This window comes from Roseibium marinum (assembly GCF_002906165.1).
Lineage (GTDB): Bacteria > Pseudomonadota > Alphaproteobacteria > Rhizobiales > Stappiaceae > Roseibium > Roseibium marinum.
On the sequence record NZ_PPCN01000011.1, the window covers coordinates 59,490 to 79,771 of the forward strand.

At 61.1% G+C, this 20,282-nt stretch carries 21 protein-coding genes; 11 read left to right on the plus strand and 10 right to left on the minus strand.

Features of this window, described 5'->3' with window-relative positions; translation table 11 throughout:
- Positions 1-46: 46 nt before the first annotated feature.
- Both fabG and fabD read right to left on the minus strand, forming a co-directional pair.
- Positions 47-784: a 3-oxoacyl-[acyl-carrier-protein] reductase gene (gene fabG, locus CLV41_RS21105; RefSeq protein WP_103224458.1), complete on the minus strand. Its 738-nt coding sequence runs from the start codon at positions 782-784 to the stop codon at positions 47-49.
- Between the two features lie 72 nt (positions 785-856).
- Positions 857-1,801, minus strand: a complete 945-nt coding sequence (fabD, locus tag CLV41_RS21110) for an ACP S-malonyltransferase (RefSeq protein WP_103224459.1) — start codon at positions 1,799-1,801, stop codon at positions 857-859.
- A 567-nt stretch (positions 1,802-2,368) separates the two neighbouring features.
- Here fabD and rpsF point away from each other — a divergent pair.
- The 11 genes from rpsF to CLV41_RS21165 all read left to right on the plus strand — a co-directional run bounded on the left by rpsF (position 2,369) and on the right by CLV41_RS21165 (position 12,619).
- Entirely contained in the window at positions 2,369-2,833 is a 465-nt protein-coding gene (gene rpsF, locus CLV41_RS21115; protein WP_103224460.1) for a 30S ribosomal protein S6, read from the plus strand.
- A 6-nt stretch (positions 2,834-2,839) separates the two neighbouring features.
- Complete coding sequence (gene rpsR / locus CLV41_RS21120; protein ID WP_103224461.1) at positions 2,840-3,088, plus strand: 30S ribosomal protein S18; 249 nt, start codon at positions 2,840-2,842, stop codon at positions 3,086-3,088.
- Positions 3,089-3,203: 115 nt separating this feature from the next.
- The gene (gene rplI / locus CLV41_RS21125) at positions 3,204-3,812 is read left to right on the plus strand and encodes a 50S ribosomal protein L9 (protein WP_103224462.1); all 609 of its coding nucleotides are present in this window, start codon (positions 3,204-3,206) and stop codon (positions 3,810-3,812) included.
- Between the two features lie 364 nt (positions 3,813-4,176).
- Positions 4,177-5,661 (plus strand): replicative DNA helicase, encoded by a 1,485-nt coding sequence (locus CLV41_RS21130; protein ID WP_103224463.1) that lies wholly within the window; start codon positions 4,177-4,179, stop codon positions 5,659-5,661.
- A gap of 181 nt (positions 5,662-5,842) precedes the next feature.
- Positions 5,843-6,973: an alanine racemase gene (gene alr / locus CLV41_RS21135; RefSeq protein ID WP_103224464.1), complete on the plus strand. Its 1,131-nt coding sequence runs from the start codon at positions 5,843-5,845 to the stop codon at positions 6,971-6,973.
- 15 nt (positions 6,974-6,988) lie between these two features.
- The gene (gene radA / locus CLV41_RS21140; protein WP_103224465.1) at positions 6,989-8,383 is read left to right on the plus strand and encodes a DNA repair protein RadA; all 1,395 of its coding nucleotides are present in this window, start codon (positions 6,989-6,991) and stop codon (positions 8,381-8,383) included.
- Between the two features lie 73 nt (positions 8,384-8,456).
- Positions 8,457-9,068 carry a CvpA family protein gene (locus CLV41_RS21145; protein WP_103224466.1) on the plus strand — a complete coding sequence of 204 codons (612 nt, stop codon included), beginning with the start codon at positions 8,457-8,459 and terminating at the stop codon, positions 9,066-9,068.
- A 183-nt stretch (positions 9,069-9,251) separates the two neighbouring features.
- The gene (gene purF / locus CLV41_RS21150) at positions 9,252-10,724 is read left to right on the plus strand and encodes an amidophosphoribosyltransferase (protein WP_103224467.1); all 1,473 of its coding nucleotides are present in this window, start codon (positions 9,252-9,254) and stop codon (positions 10,722-10,724) included.
- Between the two features lie 62 nt (positions 10,725-10,786).
- Entirely contained in the window at positions 10,787-11,515 is a 729-nt protein-coding gene (locus tag CLV41_RS21155; protein WP_103224468.1) for an SDR family NAD(P)-dependent oxidoreductase, read from the plus strand.
- 71 nt (positions 11,516-11,586) lie between these two features.
- Positions 11,587-12,201 (plus strand): HAD family hydrolase, encoded by a 615-nt coding sequence (locus tag CLV41_RS21160; RefSeq protein ID WP_103224469.1) that lies wholly within the window; start codon positions 11,587-11,589, stop codon positions 12,199-12,201.
- A 4-nt stretch (positions 12,202-12,205) separates the two neighbouring features.
- Positions 12,206-12,619 carry a VOC family protein gene (locus CLV41_RS21165; protein ID WP_235867211.1) on the plus strand — a complete coding sequence of 138 codons (414 nt, stop codon included), beginning with the start codon at positions 12,206-12,208 and terminating at the stop codon, positions 12,617-12,619.
- A gap of 23 nt (positions 12,620-12,642) precedes the next feature.
- On the opposite strand, the gene CLV41_RS21170 is transcribed toward CLV41_RS21165, so the two are convergent.
- The 8 genes from CLV41_RS21170 to CLV41_RS21205 form a co-directional block, all read right to left on the minus strand.
- A complete protein-coding gene (locus tag CLV41_RS21170; RefSeq protein WP_103224470.1) occupies positions 12,643-13,440 on the minus strand; it encodes an inositol monophosphatase family protein in 798 nt (265 codons plus the stop codon).
- Positions 13,441-13,535: 95 nt separating this feature from the next.
- On the minus strand, positions 13,536-14,963 hold the full coding sequence (gene der / locus CLV41_RS21175; protein WP_103224471.1) for a ribosome biogenesis GTPase Der: 1,428 nt from the start codon (positions 14,961-14,963) through the stop codon (positions 13,536-13,538).
- 150 nt (positions 14,964-15,113) lie between these two features.
- Entirely contained in the window at positions 15,114-16,466 is a 1,353-nt protein-coding gene (locus CLV41_RS21180; RefSeq protein WP_103224472.1) for an outer membrane protein assembly factor BamB family protein, read from the minus strand.
- Positions 16,467-17,147 (minus strand): tetratricopeptide repeat protein, encoded by a 681-nt coding sequence (locus CLV41_RS21185; RefSeq protein ID WP_103224473.1) that lies wholly within the window; start codon positions 17,145-17,147, stop codon positions 16,467-16,469.
- 199 nt (positions 17,148-17,346) lie between these two features.
- Positions 17,347-17,928, minus strand: coding sequence for an NnrU family protein (locus CLV41_RS21190; RefSeq protein ID WP_103224474.1), 582 nt, complete (start codon positions 17,926-17,928; stop codon positions 17,347-17,349).
- A 96-nt stretch (positions 17,929-18,024) separates the two neighbouring features.
- Positions 18,025-18,432: a Fur family transcriptional regulator gene (locus CLV41_RS21195; RefSeq protein ID WP_103224475.1), complete on the minus strand. Its 408-nt coding sequence runs from the start codon at positions 18,430-18,432 to the stop codon at positions 18,025-18,027.
- Entirely contained in the window at positions 18,429-19,256 is an 828-nt protein-coding gene (locus CLV41_RS21200; RefSeq protein WP_103224476.1) for a metal ABC transporter permease, read from the minus strand. The genes CLV41_RS21195 and CLV41_RS21200 overlap by 4 nt, the downstream gene beginning before the upstream one ends.
- The gene (locus CLV41_RS21205) at positions 19,246-20,181 is read right to left on the minus strand and encodes an ATP-binding cassette domain-containing protein (protein ID WP_103224621.1); all 936 of its coding nucleotides are present in this window, start codon (positions 20,179-20,181) and stop codon (positions 19,246-19,248) included. Before CLV41_RS21205 ends, CLV41_RS21200 begins: the two co-directional genes overlap by 11 nt.
- Between the last annotated feature and the right edge of the window lie 101 nt (positions 20,182-20,282).

The window sequence follows — 20,282 nt, forward strand, 5'->3', positions numbered from 1 at the left end:
ATGGAAGCGACCCGGATTCTTTTTGCCTGCTTGGCGAAATTTCCTTTTAAATCATAGCCATGCCGCCATTAACGTGCAGCGTCTGACCGGTCACATAGGCCGCTTCCTCGCTGGCAAGATAAAGCGCTGCGGACGCAATCTCCATCGAAGTCCCCAAACGGCCCGCCGGGACGTTTGTCAAAATCGATTCTTTTTGCTTGTCGTTCAGCGCATCGGTCATCGCGGTTTCGATGAAACCCGGTGCGATCGTGTTGACCGTTATGCCGCGGCTGGCCACTTCCCGGGCAAGAGACTTATACATGCCGATCATGCCGGCCTTCGCCGCGGCATAGTTGGCCTGCCCCGGATTTCCGGTAACCCCGACAACAGACGTGATGCCGATGATCCGGCCGGAGCGGCGCTTCATCATGCCCCTGATCGCAGCCCGGCACAGATGAAAGCCGGAGGTCAGGTTGACCTCCAGAACCTGATCCCACTCTTCATCCTTCATTCGCATGAAAATGTTGTCGCGGGTAATGCCGGCGTTGTTGACCAGGATGTCCACGGAGCCCATCTTTTCCTCGGCCGTGGCAAGAAGTCCCCCGACAGCTTCCCGGTCCGACAGGTTCGCGGGCGTCACAAAGGCGCGCTCGCCCAGATCCGCGGCAAGGGTTTCCAGTTTCTCCGCCCGGGTTCCGGACAATGAAACCGTCGCTCCCTGCGCATGAAGCACACGGGCGATGGCCTCGCCGATCCCTCCGGTTGCGCCGGTGACGAGAGCGTTTTTCCCTGCCAAGCTGAACATGTGGGGGTCCTTCCCTGATCCTGAATGCGCCCCGCAGCGGGACTTGAGGTCTGATGGCCGGCGATAGAGGCGTCAGCCGGAGATTTTTTCCAGCACGGCGTCGATGTCTTCCGGTGTGTTCACGGCAAGACCGGTGGCGTCCTTGTGAATGCGCTTGACCATACCGGTCAGCACCTTACCCGTTCCGATTTCGACAAATGTGTCGACCCCGTTTTCCGCAAGCCAGGTAATACTCTCCCGCCAGCGCACTGTGCCGGTTACCTGTTCGACGAGCCGGCCCCGGATTTCATCGGGATCGGTGACCGGTCCGGCGACGACATTGGCCACCAGCGGCACCGCGGGGGAGCGGACCTCCGCATTGGCGAGCGCTTCGGCCATCTTGTCAGCCGCAGGCGCCATCAGCGCGCAATGGAACGGTGCGCTGACCGGCAGCAGCAAGGCGCGGCGGGCGCCCTTGGCCTTGGCAATCTCGATGGCGCGCTCGACGGCGGCCACGTGACCGGAGACGACCACCTGACCCGGCGCATTGTCATTGGCCGCCTGGCAGACCTCGCCCTGGGCCGCGGCCTCGGCGACTTGCACGACCGTGTCGAAATCAAGCCCCAGAAGTGCTGCCATTGCTCCCTGACCGACCGGCACCGCGTTCTGCATGGCATCGCCGCGCACGCGCAGCAGGCGGGCGGCGGTTGCCAGATCCAGGCTGCCGGCAGCCGCGAGCGCGGAATATTCACCAAGCGAATGCCCGGCCACATAGGCGACGCCGGCGGCCAGATCGAAGCCCTTGGATTCCAGGACGCGCATGGTGGCGAGGCTGACGGCCATGAGGGCCGGCTGGGCATTCGCGGTCAGTGTCAGCGCGTCCTCCGGACCGGTCCACATGATTTCTGAGAGTTTTTGACCCAGCGCCTCGTCCACCTCATCGAAGACAGCTTTCGCTTCCGGATAGGTATCGGCAAGGATCTTGCCCATCCCGACACTCTGGCTGCCCTGTCCGGGAAAGGTGAATGCGATGGTCATCTGGAATACGCCTCCGTGACACGTATGAAATCCCTGCCGTCCGGCAAAAGATCTTCGGCTTTGATTGAAAGCGGTGCAGCGGCCCGCCCGGGGCCACATGTCTAACTTGGCGCGAGGCTATGATACGCTCTTGACCAAACTGTCAAGGCCCAGCCCTCAATCAATTACAAATTCGTGCCTTGTTTACGCGTTTTCCTGCCGGGCCGCATCCGAAAAGCCAATTTTCCGATTTCTTTCTCCAGATGTTGATTGCGGTAGGGACAGCCCGTAAAAACGTGTTCCCAAGAGTCATTCCGGCAAGAAACCGCTGCTTCCAGAGGGGCAATGCAGGCTTTGCGGTTTCCCTCATCTTTTGGCGGATTGAGCTTGCAATTTCCATGAAACGGAGTATAGAGCGCGCTTCATCCGGGGTATGGCCGGGGGCTGAACGGAAGGGCATTTGCCAGGATCCCTGAAAAGATCCGACTTCCCGTGTTCCCGCTCTCGTTAGAATTCTCGTGCCTTTCCGAAGCTGCGAGGAGGCTTTGCGCCAGCCCTGCGTTGTCAACACGAAGAAAGGCTTGTTTCATGCCTCTTTACGAGCACGTTTTCCTGGCGCGCCAGGATGTTTCGGCCCAGCAGGTCGAACAACTCGTCGAACAGTACAAGGGCCTCATCGAAGGCGCCGGCGGTACTGTCGGCAAGGTGGAGACCTGGGGTCTGCGATCCCTTGCCTACCGTATCAAGAAGAACCGCAAGGCTCACTACACCCTGATGAACCTCGACGCACCGCATGCAGCGGTTGCCGAGATGGAACGCCAGATGGGTCTGAGCGAAGATGTCCTGCGCTTCATGACGTTCCGCGTCGAAGAGCTGGACGAAGAACCGTCCGCAATGATGCAAAAGCGTGACCGTGACGACCGCCGTGGTGGCGGCGGACGCGGCGATGGACCTCGTGGTGACCGGGGCGATCGCGGTGACCGGGGCGATCGTGGCGACCGGGGCGACCGCCCGGGTGGCAGCCGTCCTCCGCGCCGTGCAGAAGGGGAGTAAGAGATCATGGTTGATGTTGCACAGCTTCCGAGCCGCCGTCCGTTCTTCCGCCGCCGGAAGACCTGCCCGTTCTCCGGTTCCAACGCGCCGAAGATCGACTACAAGGACATCCGTCTGCTGCAGCGCTACATTTCCGAGCGCGGCAAGATCGTTCCGAGCCGCATTACCGCGGTTTCAGCCAGAAAGCAGCGTGAACTGGCCCGTGCGATCAAGCGCGCCCGCCTGCTCGGCCTGCTGCCTTTCCTGATCGCCTAAGCGTCTCCCGTCTCTGGAGACGCCTTTCTCCCGGGTCCGCCCGGGAGTCCCGAATTGGGGCCGCGGGCAAACGGCCTCTAACCACCGCTAACGGTGGGACAGTAGGAGAAATAAAATGCAAGTTATCCTTCTTGAGCGTATCGCCAGGCTCGGCCAGATGGGCGACACCGTACGCGTTCGCGACGGCTACGCCCGTAACTTCCTTTTGCCGCAGGGCAAGGCGCTGCGCGCCAACAAGGCCAACCTGGAACGTTTCCAGAATGAGCGTGCTCAGCTTGAAGCCCGCAACCTCGAGCGCAAGAGCGAAGCGGAAGCGGTTTCCTCCAAGCTCAACGGCGAAATTCTGGTCATGATCCGCTCTGCCGGCGAAACCGGCCAGCTCTACGGTTCGGTGTCCACCCGCGATATCGCGGAAGGTCTGACCGGCACCGGCTTCAGTGTTGCCCGCAGCCAGGTTGAATTGCGCACTCCGATCAAGACGATCGGCCTGCACAGCGTTCTGATCAGGCTCCACCCGGAAGTCGAAGTCTCCGTTACGGTCAACGTTGCCCGTTCCACGGACGAGGCAGTCCGTCAGGCAGCCGGTGAAGACCTCACCACTCCGGAAATGGACGTCTTCGAATTTGAAGAAGAAGAAGAAGAAAGCGGAGACGACGCTGAGTCCGAAGATGGCGAAGAAGCTGCCGAGGCCGCCGAAGAAGCGGTCGACGAAAAGCCAGAATAACCCCTTCGCAAATCTTATCCGGCTAAAGTTAAACGGCGCTGCCCGCAGCGCCGTTTTTATTTTGCCGGCAATTCTTCTTCCCCGTTACGGAACCCGGCTAAACCGGCAAATTCAATCTCCGCCGCAAGGCATTGAAACCCATGATAAATTCTTAACCGTCTATTCATCATTCCAAAAAAAGATGTAATTTCAATAACTAAGACCTAGCGCGTTGAGTCCACAACAGGCTTTTAAGTCAAGCGGGATTCGATTCTATCCCCGTTGATCTGTGGATGTCAGTGGGAAACAAAATCATCCATTTTGTCGCTTGAGCCTGTCACCGTCTGAGGGTATTCCGAATGAAGTTGGGCCACCGGGGGACGATATGAACGGCAAACTGCAGAAGGTCGAAACTGAGGAAGACATCCAGCGTCTGGCACCGCATAACGCGGAGGCCGAACGGCAACTACTGGGTGCGATTCTGGTGAACAACGAAACGTTCTACCGGGTGTCCGACTTTCTCGAGCCGCACCATTTTTTCGTACCGCCCCACACGGATGTTTACGAGAAGATCTCCCATCTTATCCGGGCCGGCAAAACCGCGTCTCCGGTCACGCTGAAAACCTTCTATCCGACGTCCGCGAAAATCGCCGACCTCACCGCGACCCAGTTTCTGCTGCGCCTTGCAGGCGACGCCGCGTCGATCATCAATGCGGAGGACTACGGCCGCACGATCTACGATCTTGCCATCCGCCGGAACCTGATCCGCATCGGCGAGGACATGGTCAACATCGCCTATGACGCCCCCATCGACGTACCGCCGACCCAGCAGATCGACGACGCCGAACGCCGGCTGTTCGATCTGGCCGAAACAGGGCGAACCGAAGGCGGGTTCGTCTCCTTCAGCGACGCCCTGTCGGAAACCATCGAAATGGCGCATGCCGCCTACAACCGGGAGGGCGCCCTCTCAGGCATTTCCACGGGCATGCGCGAGCTCGACCGGCTGATGGGCGGGTTGCAGTCCTCCGACCTTATCGTTCTCGCAGGCCGTCCCGCCATGGGCAAAACCTCGCTTGCGACCAACATCGCCTACAATATCGCCCAGTCCTACAAGGCGGAAGAACGGCCCGACGGCAGCCTGGAAACAATCAACGGCGGTGTGGTCGGCTTTTTCTCGCTGGAAATGTCGGCGGAACAGCTCGCCACGCGTATCATTTCCGAACAGGCGGAAATTTCGTCCTCGAAAATCCGGCGGGGGGAGATTACCGAAGCTGAATTCGAGAAACTCGCGGCCTGTGCCCAGACCATGCAAACGGTCCCTCTGCATGTGGACCAGACCGGGGGTATCTCCATTGCCGCCCTGGTGTCGAAGGCCCGGCGGCTGAAGCGCCAGCGCGGGCTTGACCTGCTGGTGGTCGACTATATTCAGCTGCTCTCGGGATCCGCCAAGAACTCCGGCAACCGGGTTCAGGAAATCACCGAAATCACGACCAACCTGAAGGCACTGGCAAAGGAGCTGCAGGTTCCGATCATCGCCCTGTCCCAGCTCTCCAGGCAGGTGGAATCTCGAGACGACAAGCGGCCGATGATGTCGGACCTGCGTGAATCGGGCTCCATCGAGCAGGACGCGGACGTGATTCTGTTCGTTTATCGCGAGGAATATTATCTTTCCAAAACAGAGCCGGAAATCGGCTCACCGGAATACGCGGCCTGGGAAGCCAAGCACGAGGCCGCCAAGGGCAAGGCGGAAGTGATCATCGCCAAGCAGCGTCACGGCCCGACAGGTACGGCTTACCTCCACTTCGAAGGCCAGTACACCCGCTTCTCCGACCTTGCGGAGGATGACCACCTGCCGGAGCGCTACGAATAGCCTGCAACAGACAAAAAGCGTATTGCTGCCGCGATACCTCAAGCGAACTGGCCGCGCGCGTAATTGCCGCGGCCCTGCTTTTTTGAAGATTGGCGGACACACCGGTCTATGCGTTAAACTCGACACCGATTCCAATGATGTCTTGCGTGACTGGAGAACCATCCGGACCGTGTCTACTCCAATGTCCTCCCCTTTTCCCTCCGGTTTGTATGGCGGACGCCTGACAATCGATCTGGAGGCACTCGCCGCGAACTGGACCTCGTTGAACGGCAGGCTGGACGGCGGAGCCGAATGCGCCGCGGCCGTCAAGGCGGATGCCTACGGCGTCGGCCAGGAACATGCCGGGCGGGCGCTTTTCGATGCGGGATGCAGAACCTTCTTCGTCGCGGTCCCGACCGAGGCGGTCGCCTTGCGCGCGTGTCTTCCGCAGGCAGTCATATACGTTCTCGACGGTCTCTTTCCGGGAACCGCTGAGCATTTCATCCAGCACGATGTCCGCCCCGTCCTGGGATCGCTTTGCGAACTTCGCGAATGGACGCAGATATGCAGGACGGCCGGAAAAAGCTTCGATGCGGCGATCCATGTCGATACGGGCATTCACCGTCTCGGCCTGACACCGACCGAATTTTCAGCCGCGATGCGTGATCAGGATCTGCTCGGACCGTTCGTCCCCGCGCTGATCATGAGCCATCTGGCCTGCGGATCGACGCCCGCGCATCCGATGAACCGGCGGCAGCTCGACCTCTTTCGCGAGGTCACGGCTCCCTTTCCCCGCATCTCAAGATCCCTGGCGAATTCCGCCGGCATTCTGATGGGGCCGGACTATCATTTTGACCTCGCCCGGCCGGGCATCGCGCTCTACGGGGGCCAGGCGATTGAAAACAAGGCCAATCCGATGCGGCCGGTGGCCAAGGTAGAGGCCCGCATCATGCTGGTGCGCGATGTGCCGGAGGGAGACACGATCGGCTATGGGGCCCGCCAGAGGGCCACCCGCCCCCTCAGGAACGCCGTGGTTGCCGCCGGCTATGCGGACGGCCTGCTGCGCCGCGCGAGTTCCACGGATGAACGTCCCGGCGGCTTCGCCATGATCGGCGGATACAGGGCGCCTATCCTGGGGCGCATTTCCATGGACATGATCACGCTCGATGTGACCGATGTTCCTCAAGAGCTTCTCAAGAGGGGCGCCCTTGTGGAAATGCTGGGGCCGAGTGTTGCGGCTTCGGACCTTGCAGCTTATGCGGAAACCATCGATTACGAATACCTGACAAGTCTCGGGCGGCGCTTTGAGCGCGTCTACGCCCCCCTTACCTGATCGGAGTAACGTTTCATGGCCCGGCGGCCCTCGTCCTATGTCTGCCAGTCCTGCGGGGCGGTTACGCCCAAATGGGCCGGGCGCTGCGAATCCTGCGGCGAATGGAACAGTATTGTCGAAGAGCAGACCGGCGGCGGGATCGGCGGCGGCCCCGCCCGGGCGTCGCGCAGCAAGGGACGGGTCATACCGCTGGTGGGACTGACCGGCGATGCAAAGGAAGCAGCGCGCATCAAGACCGAGGTGGCCGAACTCGACCGGGTAACAGGTGGCGGGTTCGTTCGCGGCTCGGCCCTGCTCGTCGGCGGCGATCCGGGAATCGGCAAATCCACGCTGCTGATCCAGGCGGCCGCCCAGCTTGCCCGCCTCGGGCACAAGACCGTCTATATCTCCGGCGAAGAGGCCATCGGTCAGGTGCGGCTGCGGGCTGAAAGGCTCGACCTGTCGGAGGCCCCGGTGGCGCTTGCGGCGGAGACAAGCGTCGAAGACATTCTGGCAACGCTCGAATCGGATACGCCCCCTGCCCTGCTGATCCTGGATTCCGTTCAAACGCTATGGACCGACAAGGTCGAATCGCCGCCCGGCACGGTCACGCAGGTGCGTGCCTCGGCGCAGGCTATGGTGCGTTACGCAAAGAAGAACGGCACGACCATGGTGCTTGTCGGACATGTGACCAAGGACGGCCAGATCGCCGGGCCACGGGTTGTCGAGCACATGGTCGATGCCGTGCTTTATTTTGAGGGCGACGGGGCGCACCAGTACCGCATCCTGCGTTCGGTCAAGAACCGCTTCGGCGCGACGGATGAAATCGGTGTCTTCGAGATGACGGGCAAGGGCCTTGTTGAAGTTCCGAACCCGTCGGCCCTGTTTCTGGGCGACCGGAACTCCAGCGCCCCGGGAGCCGCCGTTTTTGCCGGACTGGAAGGCTCGCGTCCGCTGCTGATCGAGATCCAGGCACTGGTGGCGCAATCCACCCTCGGCACGCCGCGCCGGGCCGTGATCGGCTGGGACAGTGCGCGCCTGTCGATGATCCTGGCGGTGCTGGAAGCGCGCTGCGGCGTCCGCTTCTCCCAGCACGATGTCTATCTGAATGTCGCCGGAGGGCTCAAGATCAACGAGCCTGGCGCCGACCTTGCCGTGGCGGCCGCCCTGATCTCTTCACTCAGCGGACTTGCCCTTCCGGCCAATTGCGTCTATTTCGGCGAAGTCAGCCTGTCCGGGGCCATCCGGCCGGTGGCCCAGGCGCAATCCAGGCTGAAGGAAGCGGAAAAACTCGGCTTCGATCAGGCCTATTGCCCTGAAGGCAACCTGAAGGACAGCGCGGGCTCGTCCTTCAGGACGACCGGATTGGCGGAACTTGGGGACTTTGTCGCCAAAATCTCGGCTGAGGCTGGTGCCTCGGGTGAAAGTTGACGCATGATGGAAACGGGTTCGAACTGAAGGTTGCCGCTCGGTATCGAGCGCCAGAAGAGGATTTTTCAGGAACATGCCGATAACGCTGCTGGACGGACTGCTCTTGGTCATCATGTTCATTTCGGCGGTCCTCGCGATGATCCGCGGATTTGTCCGGGAAGTGCTCTCCATCGTCTCCTGGGTTGCGGCGGCGGCGGCGGCCTTTCTGCTCTATGAGCGCGTTCTGCCCTACGCCAAGCAATATATAGCGCATGATCTGGTCGCCATCGGCGTTTCCGCCGCGGCCGTCTTCCTGGTCACGCTGATCGTCGTCAGCTACATTACGATGCGCATTTCCGATTTCGTGCTGGACAGCCGGATCGGGGCGTTGGACCGGACACTGGGCTTTGTGTTCGGTGCCGTGCGCGGACTGCTTCTGGTCGTGGTGGCGATGATGTTCTTCAACTGGTTTGTCCAGCCCGACCAGCAACCGGGCTGGGTGGTGAATGCCAAAGCGCGGCCGATCCTCCTGTCCATCGGCGAGCGTCTGGTGGCCGTTCTGCCGGAAGATCCGGAAAAGGCGATCCTCGACAAGATCCGCGACAACAACCTGGGTGGCGGCGATGCCTCCACGCCGGCGGAAGAACCGAACTACAGCGATTCCGAGCGCCAGGGTCTTGAACAACTTACGACGGACAGCAATTGACGCGGACAGGCAGCGCGTCCTGGAATGCAGAAAAATTGATCCGCAGTATCCTGCATTCAGTAGAACGCAGGATACTGCGGCACTTTGAAATCGATCAACTTTCAAACGTCCAGCCGATTCCGATTGGACGTCTGTTGATCCAGGCTGGCCCTTCCCGCCGGCCGGAATGAAGGAGTGTTCGCCATGAAAGGCGAAGCCGACTTGCATGAAGCGTTTGACATCGATGCCGACACGCTGCGCGAAGAGTGCGGCGTGTTCGGTATTCTGGGTCACGAGGATGCCAGCGCCCTGACGGCCCTCGGCCTGCATGCCCTTCAGCACAGGGGCCAGGAAGCGGCCGGGATTGTCACCTTCGACAATGAGCAGTTCAGGGCGGAACGCCATCTCGGGCTGGTCGGCGATCATTTCTCCGACGCGGAGACGATCGGGCGCCTGACCGGCATGGCCGCCATCGGTCATGTGCGTTATTCCACGACCGGCGAGACGATCCTGCGCAACGTCCAGCCGCTGTTCGCCGAACTTGACGGCGGCGGCATCGCCGTGTGCCACAACGGCAATTTCACCAACGCCCTCACCCTGCGGCGCCAGTTGATCCGCGACGGGGCAATCTGCCAGTCGACATCGGATTCCGAAGTCGTTCTCCAGCTCGTCGCCCGCTCGCGCAAAGGCAAGATCGTCGACCGCTTCATCGAGGCGATCACCCAGATGGAGGGCGCCTATTCCCTGGTGGCGCTGACATCCAAGAAGCTGATCGGCGCACGCGACCCGCTGGGCATCCGCCCGCTGGTGCTGGGAGATCTCAACGGCGCCCCGATCCTGGCTTCCGAGACCTGCGCGCTCGACATCATCGGCGCGAAGTTCATCCGCGAAGTGGAGAACGGCGAAGTCATCGTGTGCACCCCGACCGGGATAGAATCCTATTTTCCGTTCGGCAAGCAGACCGCCCGGCCGTGCATCTTCGAATATATCTATTTCTCGCGTCCCGATTCCATCGTCGGCGGGCGCAGCGTCTATGACGTACGCCGGGAGATGGGCAGGCAGCTTGCCCGGGAAACCCAGGTGGAAGCGGATGTCATCGTCCCGGTGCCCGACAGCGGCGTCCCGGCCGCCATCGGTTACAGCCAGGAAAGCGGTGTGCCGTTCGAACTGGGCATTATCCGCAATCACTATGTCGGCCGCACCTTCATCGAGCCGACACAACAGATCCGTGCGCTCGGCGTGAAGATGAAACACTCGGCCAACCGGTCGCAGATCGAGGGCAAGCGCGTCGTCCTCGTCGACGACAGTCTGGTGCGCGGCACGACGTCCGTCAAAATCGTTCAGATGATCCGCGATGCCGGAGCCCGCGAGGTTCACTTCCGGCTGGCAAGCCCGCCGATCAGGTATTCCGACTATTACGGCATCGACACCCCGGTGCGCGAAAAGCTTCTGGCGGCCAAATACGGCCTTGAGGAAATGCGCGCCTATATCGGTGCCGACAGTCTGGCGTTCCTGTCCGTGGACGGCATTTACAAGGCCATGGGCTATGACGGGCGCGACAATGCCAATCCGCAGTTCACCGATCACTGCTTCACCGGGGATTACCCGACGCCGCTGACAGACCTTTCCGGGGAGCAGGACTTCATCAGACCGCCCCGCCTTGTGGAAGTCGGCTAGCACCTCCTGCGTTCAGTTGAACGCGGGAGGCTCCAACACTTTCAAATCGATCAAGACATCCAATGGAAAAAGACTTCGAAGGCCGGATCGCTCTGGTGACCGGCGCCTCCCGCGGCATTGGCTATCAGGTCGCCAAACAGCTTGGTGCGCGTGGTGCCCATGTTATCGCCCTCGCGCGCACGGTCGGCGGTCTGGAAGACCTGGACGACGACATCAAGGCCGCCGGAGGCCAGACAACGCTGGTGCCGGTCGACCTGACCGATTTCGACGCGCTCGACCGGCTGGGCGCGGCGATTTTCGAGCGCTGGAAAAAGCTCGACATCCTCGTCGGCAATGCCGGAATGCTGGGCGTCCTGTCGCCGCTTGGCCATATCGGTCCGAAGGACTTCGAAAAGGTCATGGCGGTGAATGTGACCGCGAACTGGCGGCTCATCCGCTCGCTGGACCCGCTGCTGCGCCAGTCGGATGCCGGCAGAGCGTTGTTCCTGACCTCCGTGCAGGCACAGACCTGCACGGCGTTCTGGGGCCTGCAGGCCACCAGCAAGGCGGCGGTCGAAGCGATGGCCAGGACCTGGGCCAATGAAAGCCGGCAGACCTCCATGAAAATCAATCTGATGGATCCCGGCCCGACCCGCACCGGTCTGCGCGCCAAGGCCATGCCGGGCGAGATTCCCGAAAACCTTGCAACGCCCGCAGTCGTCGCCAACGACCTCCTGGAACTGCTGAGACCCGATGTGCTGGAAACGGGCCGGCTCTTCGACCGGGTCAGCCGTGAGTGGGTTCAACGCTGAGGTCCGCCTTCCCCTCTCACGGTTTGCCAAGCCGGTGGTAACGGATAGTGCTGAATTCGGAGCATTCGTGAATGCACAGCGACATCAAAGCGATCGCCTGGGACTTTGACGGGGTGCTCAACCGCAACATCGTCAACGGCCGGTTCGTGTGGGCCGACAATCTTGAAGCGGATCTGGGCATCCCGGTCGAGGCGTTCCAGAAAGGTATTTTCGACGCGCAGTTCGCCCACGTGATTTCCGGCAAGCGGGATCTGAAAACCCATGTGCAAGACTGGCTTGACCAGAGTGGTCACGCAATCGACGCGTCCATGCTTCTGGACTACTGGTTCGCCAAGGACGACCTGAAAGATCCATACACGTTGGGGCTACTCGGGCAACTGGCTGAACGGAACATTGCGCAGGTGATCGCAACGAACAACGAAACCCGGCGCACGGCCTATATTGAGGAGCAGGCGGGGTTCGGGAAGCAGGTCAGCCACATTTTCTCGTCCGGACGCATCGGTCATGCCAAGCCCGACGCGGCTTTTTTCCGGCACGTTGCCGGGACAATAGGCTTTGCCCCCCATGAGATTCTGCTGATCGACGACAGTGCCACGAATATCAAATCAGCCGGCGCGCTCGGCTGGAAGGGCTATCATTTCACCGAAGATAACCGCGCTGAGCTTGCTTCCTTTCTCGGACTTTGAAAGCATGCTTCCAAGGCTTCCCGGTATTCTGGAAAAGGAGCTTTCCATGCAGCTCGGTGCGTTTTCAATCAGTCTTGCGGTCAAGGATCTTCAGAAATCAAAAGCCTTTTACGAAGGGCTCGGCTTTTCCGATATTGGCATATCCAATGCGGATAACTGGACCGTCCTCAAGAACGGCGACACGATTATCGGATTGTTTCAGGGCATGTTCGAAAACAACATCCTGACCTTCAATCCCGGATGGGATCAGGACGGACAGACCCTCAAGGATTTTCAGGACGTGCGGGAAATCCAGAAAGACCTGAAAGCCAAAGGCTACAGCTTCGTCTCGGAGGCGGATGAGACAGGCAGCGGCCGCGCCAGTTTCATGCTGGTCGACCCGGATGGAAACCCGGTCCTGGTCGATCAGCACGTCTGAACCTGGAACAGCCGATTTGCCGGTCAGGCGGCCTCGAACGGGGCGAAGGAACTTTCGGCGATTTCCTTCAGGTCACTGAAGACGCCGGGAGCGCCGACAACCACCCGTGCACCGTGATGGAGGGATTGATTGATATCCTGTTCCATCACTTGGCCGCCGGCCTCGCTGGTGATCAGCATGCCGGCAAGGCAGTCCCAGGCGTTCATGTGGGATTCCACATAACCGATGAGACGGCCCGAGGCAGCGTAGGCGAGCATCAGGCCGCCGGAGGCATTGCGGAAGAAGACGCCGCCCTTGGACACCAGCGCACCGACGACGTTCACCGCGTCTGTGACTGCCGTGCGGCCATTGAACCCGACGCCCACGGAACCGTTGGAAAGGCTTTTGCTGTCAGACGCCTTGATCGGCTTGCCGTTGAGAAAGGCACCGTGACCTGCCGCCGCCTTGAAGGTTTCGTTGGATACCGGATCGTGAATGACGCCGACGATCACCTTCCCCTGGTGCACGCAGGCGATGATCACGCACCACTGCGGGATGCCGGCGACGAAATTCGCCGTTCCGTCGATGGGGTCGGTCACCCAGGTAAAACCCGAGGTGCCTTCCTCCATGCCATGCTCCTCACCCAGAATACCGTCTTGCGGATAAACCTTGCCGATTTCGTCGCGAATGAGCGTTTCCACATTCCGGTCGGCTTCGGAGACGAGGTCCTGATGGCCTTTTTGGGTCACCGTCAGGGTATCCAGCTTGCGGAAATATTCCATTCCAAGGTCACCCGCCTTGCGGGCCAGGTTTTCGGCGAAATCAAGCCGTTCCAGTGACATCAAAAGAACTCCTTCAAAGAGATTTACCGGAGGAAAAGCTGTTCAAGGCCAATCGAACAGCTTTCGCATGAAAGTTTGCAGCGAGGGGCGCCCTGCTATTGGATTTTCCGCTTTTTCTTGGTCGCGTAAGGGTTTTCCCCTTTGCGGTAGGACAGGCGGATTGGCGTGCCGTGAATATTGAAGGTGGCCCTCAAGGTGTTCACCAGATAGCGGGTGTAGCTCTCCGGCAGCTGTTCCGGCCGGGAACAGAAGACCACGAAATGCGGCGGACGGGTTTTCGCCTGGGTCATGTACCGCAGGCGCACGCGCCGTCCGGCGACGGCCGGCGGCGGATGGTTGACCGTCACCCGCTCAAGCCAGCGGTTCAGCTTTGAGGTGGAAACGCGCGAGTTCCAGGCCTCATAAGCCGTGAAGACGCTTTCGACCAGCTTGTCGATGCCCTGGCCCTGAAGACCGGACAGGGTCGCGATCTGCACGCCGCGGATCTGGTTGAAATAGCGCTCGTTGGCATCGCGGATCTTCTTCCAGGCCGCTTCCCGGTCCTCGACCAGGTCCCATTTGTTGATCGCGATCACCAGGGCCCGGCCCTCGCGCGCAACGAGATCGATGATCTGAAGATCCTGCTTTTCGAAGGACATGGTGGCGTCCAGCGTCACGATCACCACTTCGGCGAACTTGATCGCCCGAAGGGCGTCGGCGACCGAGAGCTTCTCCAGCTTTTCCTGCACGCGCGCCTTGCGGCGGATGCCCGCCGTGTCGAACAGCTTGATGTGCCGTTCGCGCCAGGTCCAGTCGACGGAAATGGAATCGCGCGTGATGCCCGCTTCGGGGCCGGTCAGCATGCGTTCCTCGCCGAGCATCTTGTTGATCAGCGTGGATTTACCGGCATTCGGGCGGCCGACAATCGCAACCCGCAGCGGCCGGTCATGGGTGCCGACGGGATCCTCCTCGCCGACAATCTCGCCATCCTCGTCGACATCGACATTGGTTATGGCTTCTTCGCGCCTGGCCTCTTCCTCGTCGGTAATCCGGTCGACATGCGGTTTCAGCGCTTCGTAGAGATCCGCGAGGCCCTCGCCATGTTCAGCGGAAATGGCAATCGGTTCACCGAGGCCGAGCGAATAGGATTCATACAGGCCGCTCTGGCCCGCCCGGCCTTCCGCCTTGTTGGCAAGCAGGATCACCGGGCGCGTCGTCTTGCGCGCGACATCGGCGAAATGGGCGTCCAGCGGCGTGACGCCGGCGCGCGCATCGATAACGAAAAGAACCGCATCCGCCGTCTCGATGGCTTCTTCCGTCTGGCGGCGCATGCGCCCAGCCAGCGTGCTCATATCCGCGTCCTCAAGACCCGCGGTGTCGATGATGGTGAAGCGCAGGTCGCCCAGACGGGCGTCGCCCGGCCGCCTGTCGCGGGTGACGCCGGGTGTGTCGTCCACAAGGGCCAGCCGCTTGCCGACCAGTCGATTGAACAACGTGGACTTGCCGACATTCGGCCGTCCGATAATGGCGACTGTAGCGCCCACAGCAATTACTCCTGATGGCGGACCTCCTGAAGGGCCCGGCCTAAGATCAGCCTGCTCTCATGCGGAACCGCAGGAAAGCAGGAAAGCTGATCGATTTTAAAGTGTCAGAGCGACTTGTTCGCGTTCATGCGAACGCGCGTGCTCCAAAAGCTAATTGAACCCGGCGACACCGTCATCGCCGGTCAGCACGACCACACGGCCTCCCGCCGCGATCGGCGTCACGTACACATCCGTATTGGTGCGCTGTGTCAACATGATCTTGCCGGAGGCCGCGTCCACGAGAGCAACCTGCCCGTCGCTGGAAAACGCCACAAGGGACCCGTTGGCCAGAATGGGGCCTGCCCAGTTGCGGCGGCGTTTCTTCTTTTCCGGGCGCGGCAGTGCGGTTGCCCAAAGAGTTTCCCCGGACTTCAGGCTGAGCGCCACCATCCGGTCGTCGAGATCCACCATGAACAGCGCGCTTCCCGACACGACGGGCGTGTGAACACTGCCAAGATCCTGTTCCCACTTGCGCTGTCCGCCGCGGACGTCCACGGCGACGGTACGGCCCGCGACCCCGGTCGCGTAAACCGTGTTCCCCGAGACCACCGGGCTTGCCGAAACATCCGCCAGGCCCGAGAGGGCCAGCGTGCGGAAGCCGCGCGAAACCCCGTCCACCCATGCCGGCTCACCGGACTTGATGTTGATCGCCATGATTTCACCCGAGGAGAACGGCACGATCACGCTGTTTCCCGAAATGGCTGGATTGGCGGCGGAGAGAAGACCCGCGGTTTCCTCTATACCGGCATAGGTCCAGGCAAGGCTGCCATCGGACTGGGAGAGTGCGTAGACCTCGTTGGATTGCGAGACCACGAACACATGGCCGGCTCCTGCCACAGGCGCACCGCGCGCCGGCGTATCCAGTTCGACCTTCCAGATCACGCGGCCGGACCCCGCTTCGAGCGCGGCAAGCTGCCTGTAGCTGGTGGCGGCATAGACCACACCGCCCTCGACGGCCACGCCGCCGCCTGGTCCAATGTCACGTTCGCCTTCCGGGCGCAGGTTCTGCGTCCACTGGCGCGCGCCACCCGTCGACAGGGCAACCACTTCGCCGTTCGGCTTGTAGATGTAGATCCGGCTGCCGTCGCTGACGGGACGGGCCGAAATCCTCAGCGCCGAGGAGGTGATGCCGCGCCCCGAGGATCCGACCTGCGCGCGCCAGGCCCTGTTGCCGGAAACGGAAACGGCCACATTGCCCGGATCGTTGGTTAATCCTCCGCCGGCGGTGGTCCAGCTTTGCCCGCCGGTGGCGGGGCCGATCGATGCCGACTGGCCGAGCGCCTGTGCGACGGGATCCGCCCCGTCGAAAACCGGTTCGCGTTCGCCCGGCAGGATCTTTTCACGGCCGAAGGGATTCACGCTATCGGCGAATTCGCCCACCGAACCGCATCCGGTCAGGGCCAGAGACAAAGCCAGTACACCCAACAAGCCACGCCGGCTGGAAGAAACGGTCGCAAAAATCACCTAGTTGTTTCCTTCACTATCCGCTTTCACGTCGCCGTTCTTGGCGCGGATGACATCGGCCAGAAGCGCCACGCGGCGGCCAAGATCAGCCGGGGTTTCCGGATCTTCCTGAAGCGCTGTTATCCATTGGCGAGCGGTTTCGATATCACCGTTTTTCCAGGCGCTTAGAGCAAGAAGTTCACGTGCTGCCGCACGAAACGGCCCGGTATCTCCGGTCAGTCTTTCCACCCGGTCGGCGACGCTGGCGTAATCCTGCATATCGACCACCAGATATCCGGCCCGTAAAGCCGCGACATCCCTCAGGGCATCCGTCAGGCCGCTTTCCGCGGACAGGGCATCGAATTCGGCAAGCGCCTCCTCCGTCTGCCCGGCATTCGCCAGATCCGTTGCCTCACGGAACCTCGCCAGAGCGGGATAACCGCCAATGGCCGAATCGAGCTCGCCATAAAGCGCGGCTGCTGCCTCGAAATTCCCGGCTTCGGACATCTGCACGGCTTCAAAGAATTTGTCACCGGCCGTCTGGGACTGATTTTCCTGCCAATAGAGCCAGCTGCGATAGCCACCCGTGCCGACCACGATCAGGACCGCAACACCGATTATCCACCAGCCGAACCGGTCCCAAAGCCGACGGTACTTTTCCTGGCGGATGTCTTCATCGACTTCACGAAATATATCGGACATGCGTGTCTTTTTCCTGCATTCACTCTGTCTGTCCGGCAGGCTGGCCGGACCGCGCCCCTGTTTGAGTGGCGCACATTATCCATTTGATCCCTTTCGGGCAATTCCCTGAACGGGCTTAACCTGCATTTCGTGGCGCAAGTGGGGCAACGCCTGCCGAAAAGGCCCGATCTGTCGGAAATTCCGCCGCCGTGGCCCCTGTTCAGGTCACGGATACGCCGATCAGCAGCGCGTGCAGTTTCCAGACGAACAAGCCATAAAGAGCGATCCCGGCCAGAATCACGCCGACATCGGACCACTTTCCGGGGTCACCCGAAACAAAGTCCGGCAGCCCGGCTCCCGGCCCGCGTCGCTTGACCGATATCCTGTCAAACACCGCCCAGGCCAGAAAAGAACCGAAAAGCAGGACGGATGCCAGATCCCCGTTGGCGAGCAGATGGGAAAAGGCCCAGAGTTTGACCGCGACCAGCATCGGATGCTTCAGGGTATTCCTGATCCGGCACGGCACGTAAGCGGTAACGAGAAAGATGAAGACCGGTATCATCAGCAACAGGGTGACATGACGCAGCCAGACGGGCGGGTCGTATATCAGCGGCGAGCCGTCGAAACGCGCGCTACCGTAGCCGTAGACGATCAGAATGAAGCCGGCCGCCGCAATCAGCGTGAAGAGGCCCTTGTAGCCGTTTTCACCGAGTTTCGAAATCAATCCGGATCGAAGAAACGGTCTCGCCGGCACCAGGTGCATTCCCAAAAACAAAATCAGTCCCGCGACCAGTAAAACCATTCCCGCTCTCCCTCAATTCCCCTCAAAGCCACCCAGCCGTTTCGCACCGGACCTGCCCGTTCAACGCAACGAGACAAAGTACAACGCAAACCCAGGCTAACCGGAGGCGACGCAGCCCTTGCAGGTGCCGCGCAATTCAATCGTCGTTCTTGCCAGGGCGAAACCCTGGCTTTCGGTCCAGTTTTTCAGCAACCCGACCGCATCGTCCGGCGTGAATTCGCGCACATCGCCGCATTTTTCGCAAATGGCGAAAGCGGCCGAGCCGTGCCCGGTGCAATCCTTGTGGCTGCAGGCCACAAAAGCATTCAGGCTTTCCAGCCGGTGGACCATTCCGAATTCAACCAGCTTGTCGAGCGCTCTATAGACCTGAAGCGGCGCCCGGAAGCCATCTTCGCGCAGAAGATCCAAAATGGCATAGGCCGTCAGCGGACCGCCCGCATCGGAAAGGGACCCGAAGACCAGAGCCTGGTTTTTCGTCAGTTCGCGATGAGCATGTGCACTCAAGGCCGGTCTCCTCGTGTCTTTGCGCCCATCCTTCTCACGATTAGCCCCCCGGGGACAAGGCTGACCACAAACAACACCATGGCCGCCACGACAATCGACGGCCCCGATGGCGTATCGTAGTGCAGGGACGCATAAAGCCCGCCGGCCGCCGATGCGGCCCCGGCCAGCGCCGCGACCACCGCCATCTGCTCCGGTGTGGATGAAAGCCGGCGCGCGGCTGCCGCCGGAATGATCAGTAGCGCGGTGATCAGCAGCGCACCGATGATTTTCAGGGAGATGGCAATCACCACCGCCGTCAGGACCATGAAAACCAGATCCGTCCGGTCCGGCTGCTGGCCCTCCCCGGCCGCCAGATCCGCACTGACCGTCGCCGCGAAGAGACGCCGCCAGATCAGCGCCAGAACACACAAAACAAGCCCGCCGCCGCCATAGATCATGGCGATGTCCAGTCTAGTCACCGCGAGGATATCGCCGAAGAGCAATCCCAGAAGATCCACACGGACCCAGGTCATGAAAGCAAGGCACACCAGACCGAGCGCCAGCGCGGAATGCGACAGCAGGCCCAGGAGCGCATCGGAGGACAGCGTGTCGCTGCGCCGCAGGAAAAGCAGCAGCACGGCCACGAGGACGGAAACACCCGCTACCGCCAGAGTGGTATTGATTTCCAGCAGCAGCGCCAAGGTGACACCCAAAAGGGCCGCATGCGAGAGCGTGTCACCGAAATAGGCCATCCGGCGCCAGATGATGAAGCAGCCCAGCGGTCCGGCAACCAGCGCAACCCCGATTCCGGCAACCAGGGCCCTTGTGAAAAAATCATCCAGCATTGCCGAGCTCTTTGCGTTTGCCCGCCTCGTTATGGGCGGCTCCGTCCGTACCATTTCCATCTACGGCATGCCTATCTGCGGCATGAATGTGTCCATCAACGGTATGGTCGTGATGAGCTCCCGGGCAATCGGAGCACAACGAGCCGTCGGCATGGCGGACCTTTCCGTCCGGCAGGTGGACATGGTCGTGACGATGTTCATAGACCGCCAGGGCGGTCCCGGCGCGCGCGCCGAAAAGAGCATGGTAACTGTCGTCCTGGCTCACATCCGAGGGCGTCCCCCGGCAACAGACATGGCCGTTCAGGCAAATGACCTGATCGGCGGCGGCCATGACGACATGAAGATCGTGGGAGATCATCAAAATACCACAACCGAGAGAGCCGCGAATTTCGGAAATCAGATCGTAGATCGCGATTTCACCCGCATAATCCACACCCTGCACCGGCTCGTCGAGCACGAGGAGATCGGGATTGCGAGCGATGGCCCGCGCCAGCATGACGCGCTGAAGCTCACCGCCCGACAGGGTCCGTATTTCCGATTTCAACAACCTGCCGGCACCGGTCTGCTCCAGAGCATCCCTGCATTGCGCGTCGGACAGGGGATTGGTCAGGCGCAGGAACCGCTGAACACTCAGCGGCAGGGTCCAGTCTATGGCGAGCTTCTGCGGAACATAGCCGACCTTGAGCCCCGGCCGCCTCGATGCACGCCCCTCGCTCGGTTTCAGGATGCCGAGCGCCAATTTGGCGGTCGTGGATTTTCCGGAGCCGTTCGGGCCGATCAAGGTGACGATTTCACCCGGCGAAACCGTCAGATCGACACCCCGGACCAGCCAGTCCCCACCTTTGCGAATGCCTGCCTTGTCGAGCCGGACCAGCACAGCCTCCCGCGTGGACGCGGGCATGAGTTCCGGTTTGGATTCTGTCATGAATTCTGCTTGTTTCATGGTGTTGCGAGCCTGTTATGCCCGTCCTGCAAAGCGGCTGTTTATGTTATGTTGTAACACAGATAGCGGTCCCGCGCGCTGCT

Bases quoted from the DNA above. Each gene is read 5' to 3' on its own strand.
- CLV41_RS21165 (WP_235867211.1), top strand. From the start codon at position 12,206: ATGCTTCCAAGGCTTCCCGGTATTCTGGAAAAGGAGCTTTCCATGCAG.
- CLV41_RS21190 (WP_103224474.1), bottom strand. From the start codon at position 17,928: ATGGTTTTACTGGTCGCGGGACTGATTTTGTTTTTGGGAATGCACCTG.
- rpsF (WP_103224460.1), top strand. From the start codon at position 2,369: ATGCCTCTTTACGAGCACGTTTTCCTGGCGCGCCAGGATGTTTCGGCC.
- radA (WP_103224465.1), top strand. From the start codon at position 6,989: ATGGCCCGGCGGCCCTCGTCCTATGTCTGCCAGTCCTGCGGGGCGGTT.
- CLV41_RS21160 (WP_103224469.1), top strand. From the start codon at position 11,587: ATGCACAGCGACATCAAAGCGATCGCCTGGGACTTTGACGGGGTGCTC.
- fabD (WP_103224459.1), bottom strand. From the start codon at position 1,801: ATGACCATCGCATTCACCTTTCCCGGACAGGGCAGCCAGAGTGTCGGG.
- CLV41_RS21155 (WP_103224468.1), top strand. From the start codon at position 10,787: ATGGAAAAAGACTTCGAAGGCCGGATCGCTCTGGTGACCGGCGCCTCC.
- CLV41_RS21200 (WP_103224476.1), bottom strand. From the start codon at position 19,256: ATGCTGGATGATTTTTTCACAAGGGCCCTGGTTGCCGGAATCGGGGTT.
- alr (WP_103224464.1), top strand. From the start codon at position 5,843: ATGTCCTCCCCTTTTCCCTCCGGTTTGTATGGCGGACGCCTGACAATC.
- CLV41_RS21170 (WP_103224470.1), bottom strand. From the start codon at position 13,440: ATGTCACTGGAACGGCTTGATTTCGCCGAAAACCTGGCCCGCAAGGCG.
- CLV41_RS21130 (WP_103224463.1), top strand. From the start codon at position 4,177: ATGAACGGCAAACTGCAGAAGGTCGAAACTGAGGAAGACATCCAGCGT.
- CLV41_RS21145 (WP_103224466.1), top strand. From the start codon at position 8,457: ATGCCGATAACGCTGCTGGACGGACTGCTCTTGGTCATCATGTTCATT.
- CLV41_RS21205 (WP_103224621.1), bottom strand. From the start codon at position 20,181: ATGACAGAATCCAAACCGGAACTCATGCCCGCGTCCACGCGGGAGGCT.
- fabG (WP_103224458.1), bottom strand. From the start codon at position 784: ATGTTCAGCTTGGCAGGGAAAAACGCTCTCGTCACCGGCGCAACCGGA.
- CLV41_RS21185 (WP_103224473.1), bottom strand. From the start codon at position 17,147: ATGTCCGATATATTTCGTGAAGTCGATGAAGACATCCGCCAGGAAAAG.
- rpsR (WP_103224461.1), top strand. From the start codon at position 2,840: ATGGTTGATGTTGCACAGCTTCCGAGCCGCCGTCCGTTCTTCCGCCGC.
- purF (WP_103224467.1), top strand. From the start codon at position 9,252: ATGAAAGGCGAAGCCGACTTGCATGAAGCGTTTGACATCGATGCCGAC.
- rplI (WP_103224462.1), top strand. From the start codon at position 3,204: ATGCAAGTTATCCTTCTTGAGCGTATCGCCAGGCTCGGCCAGATGGGC.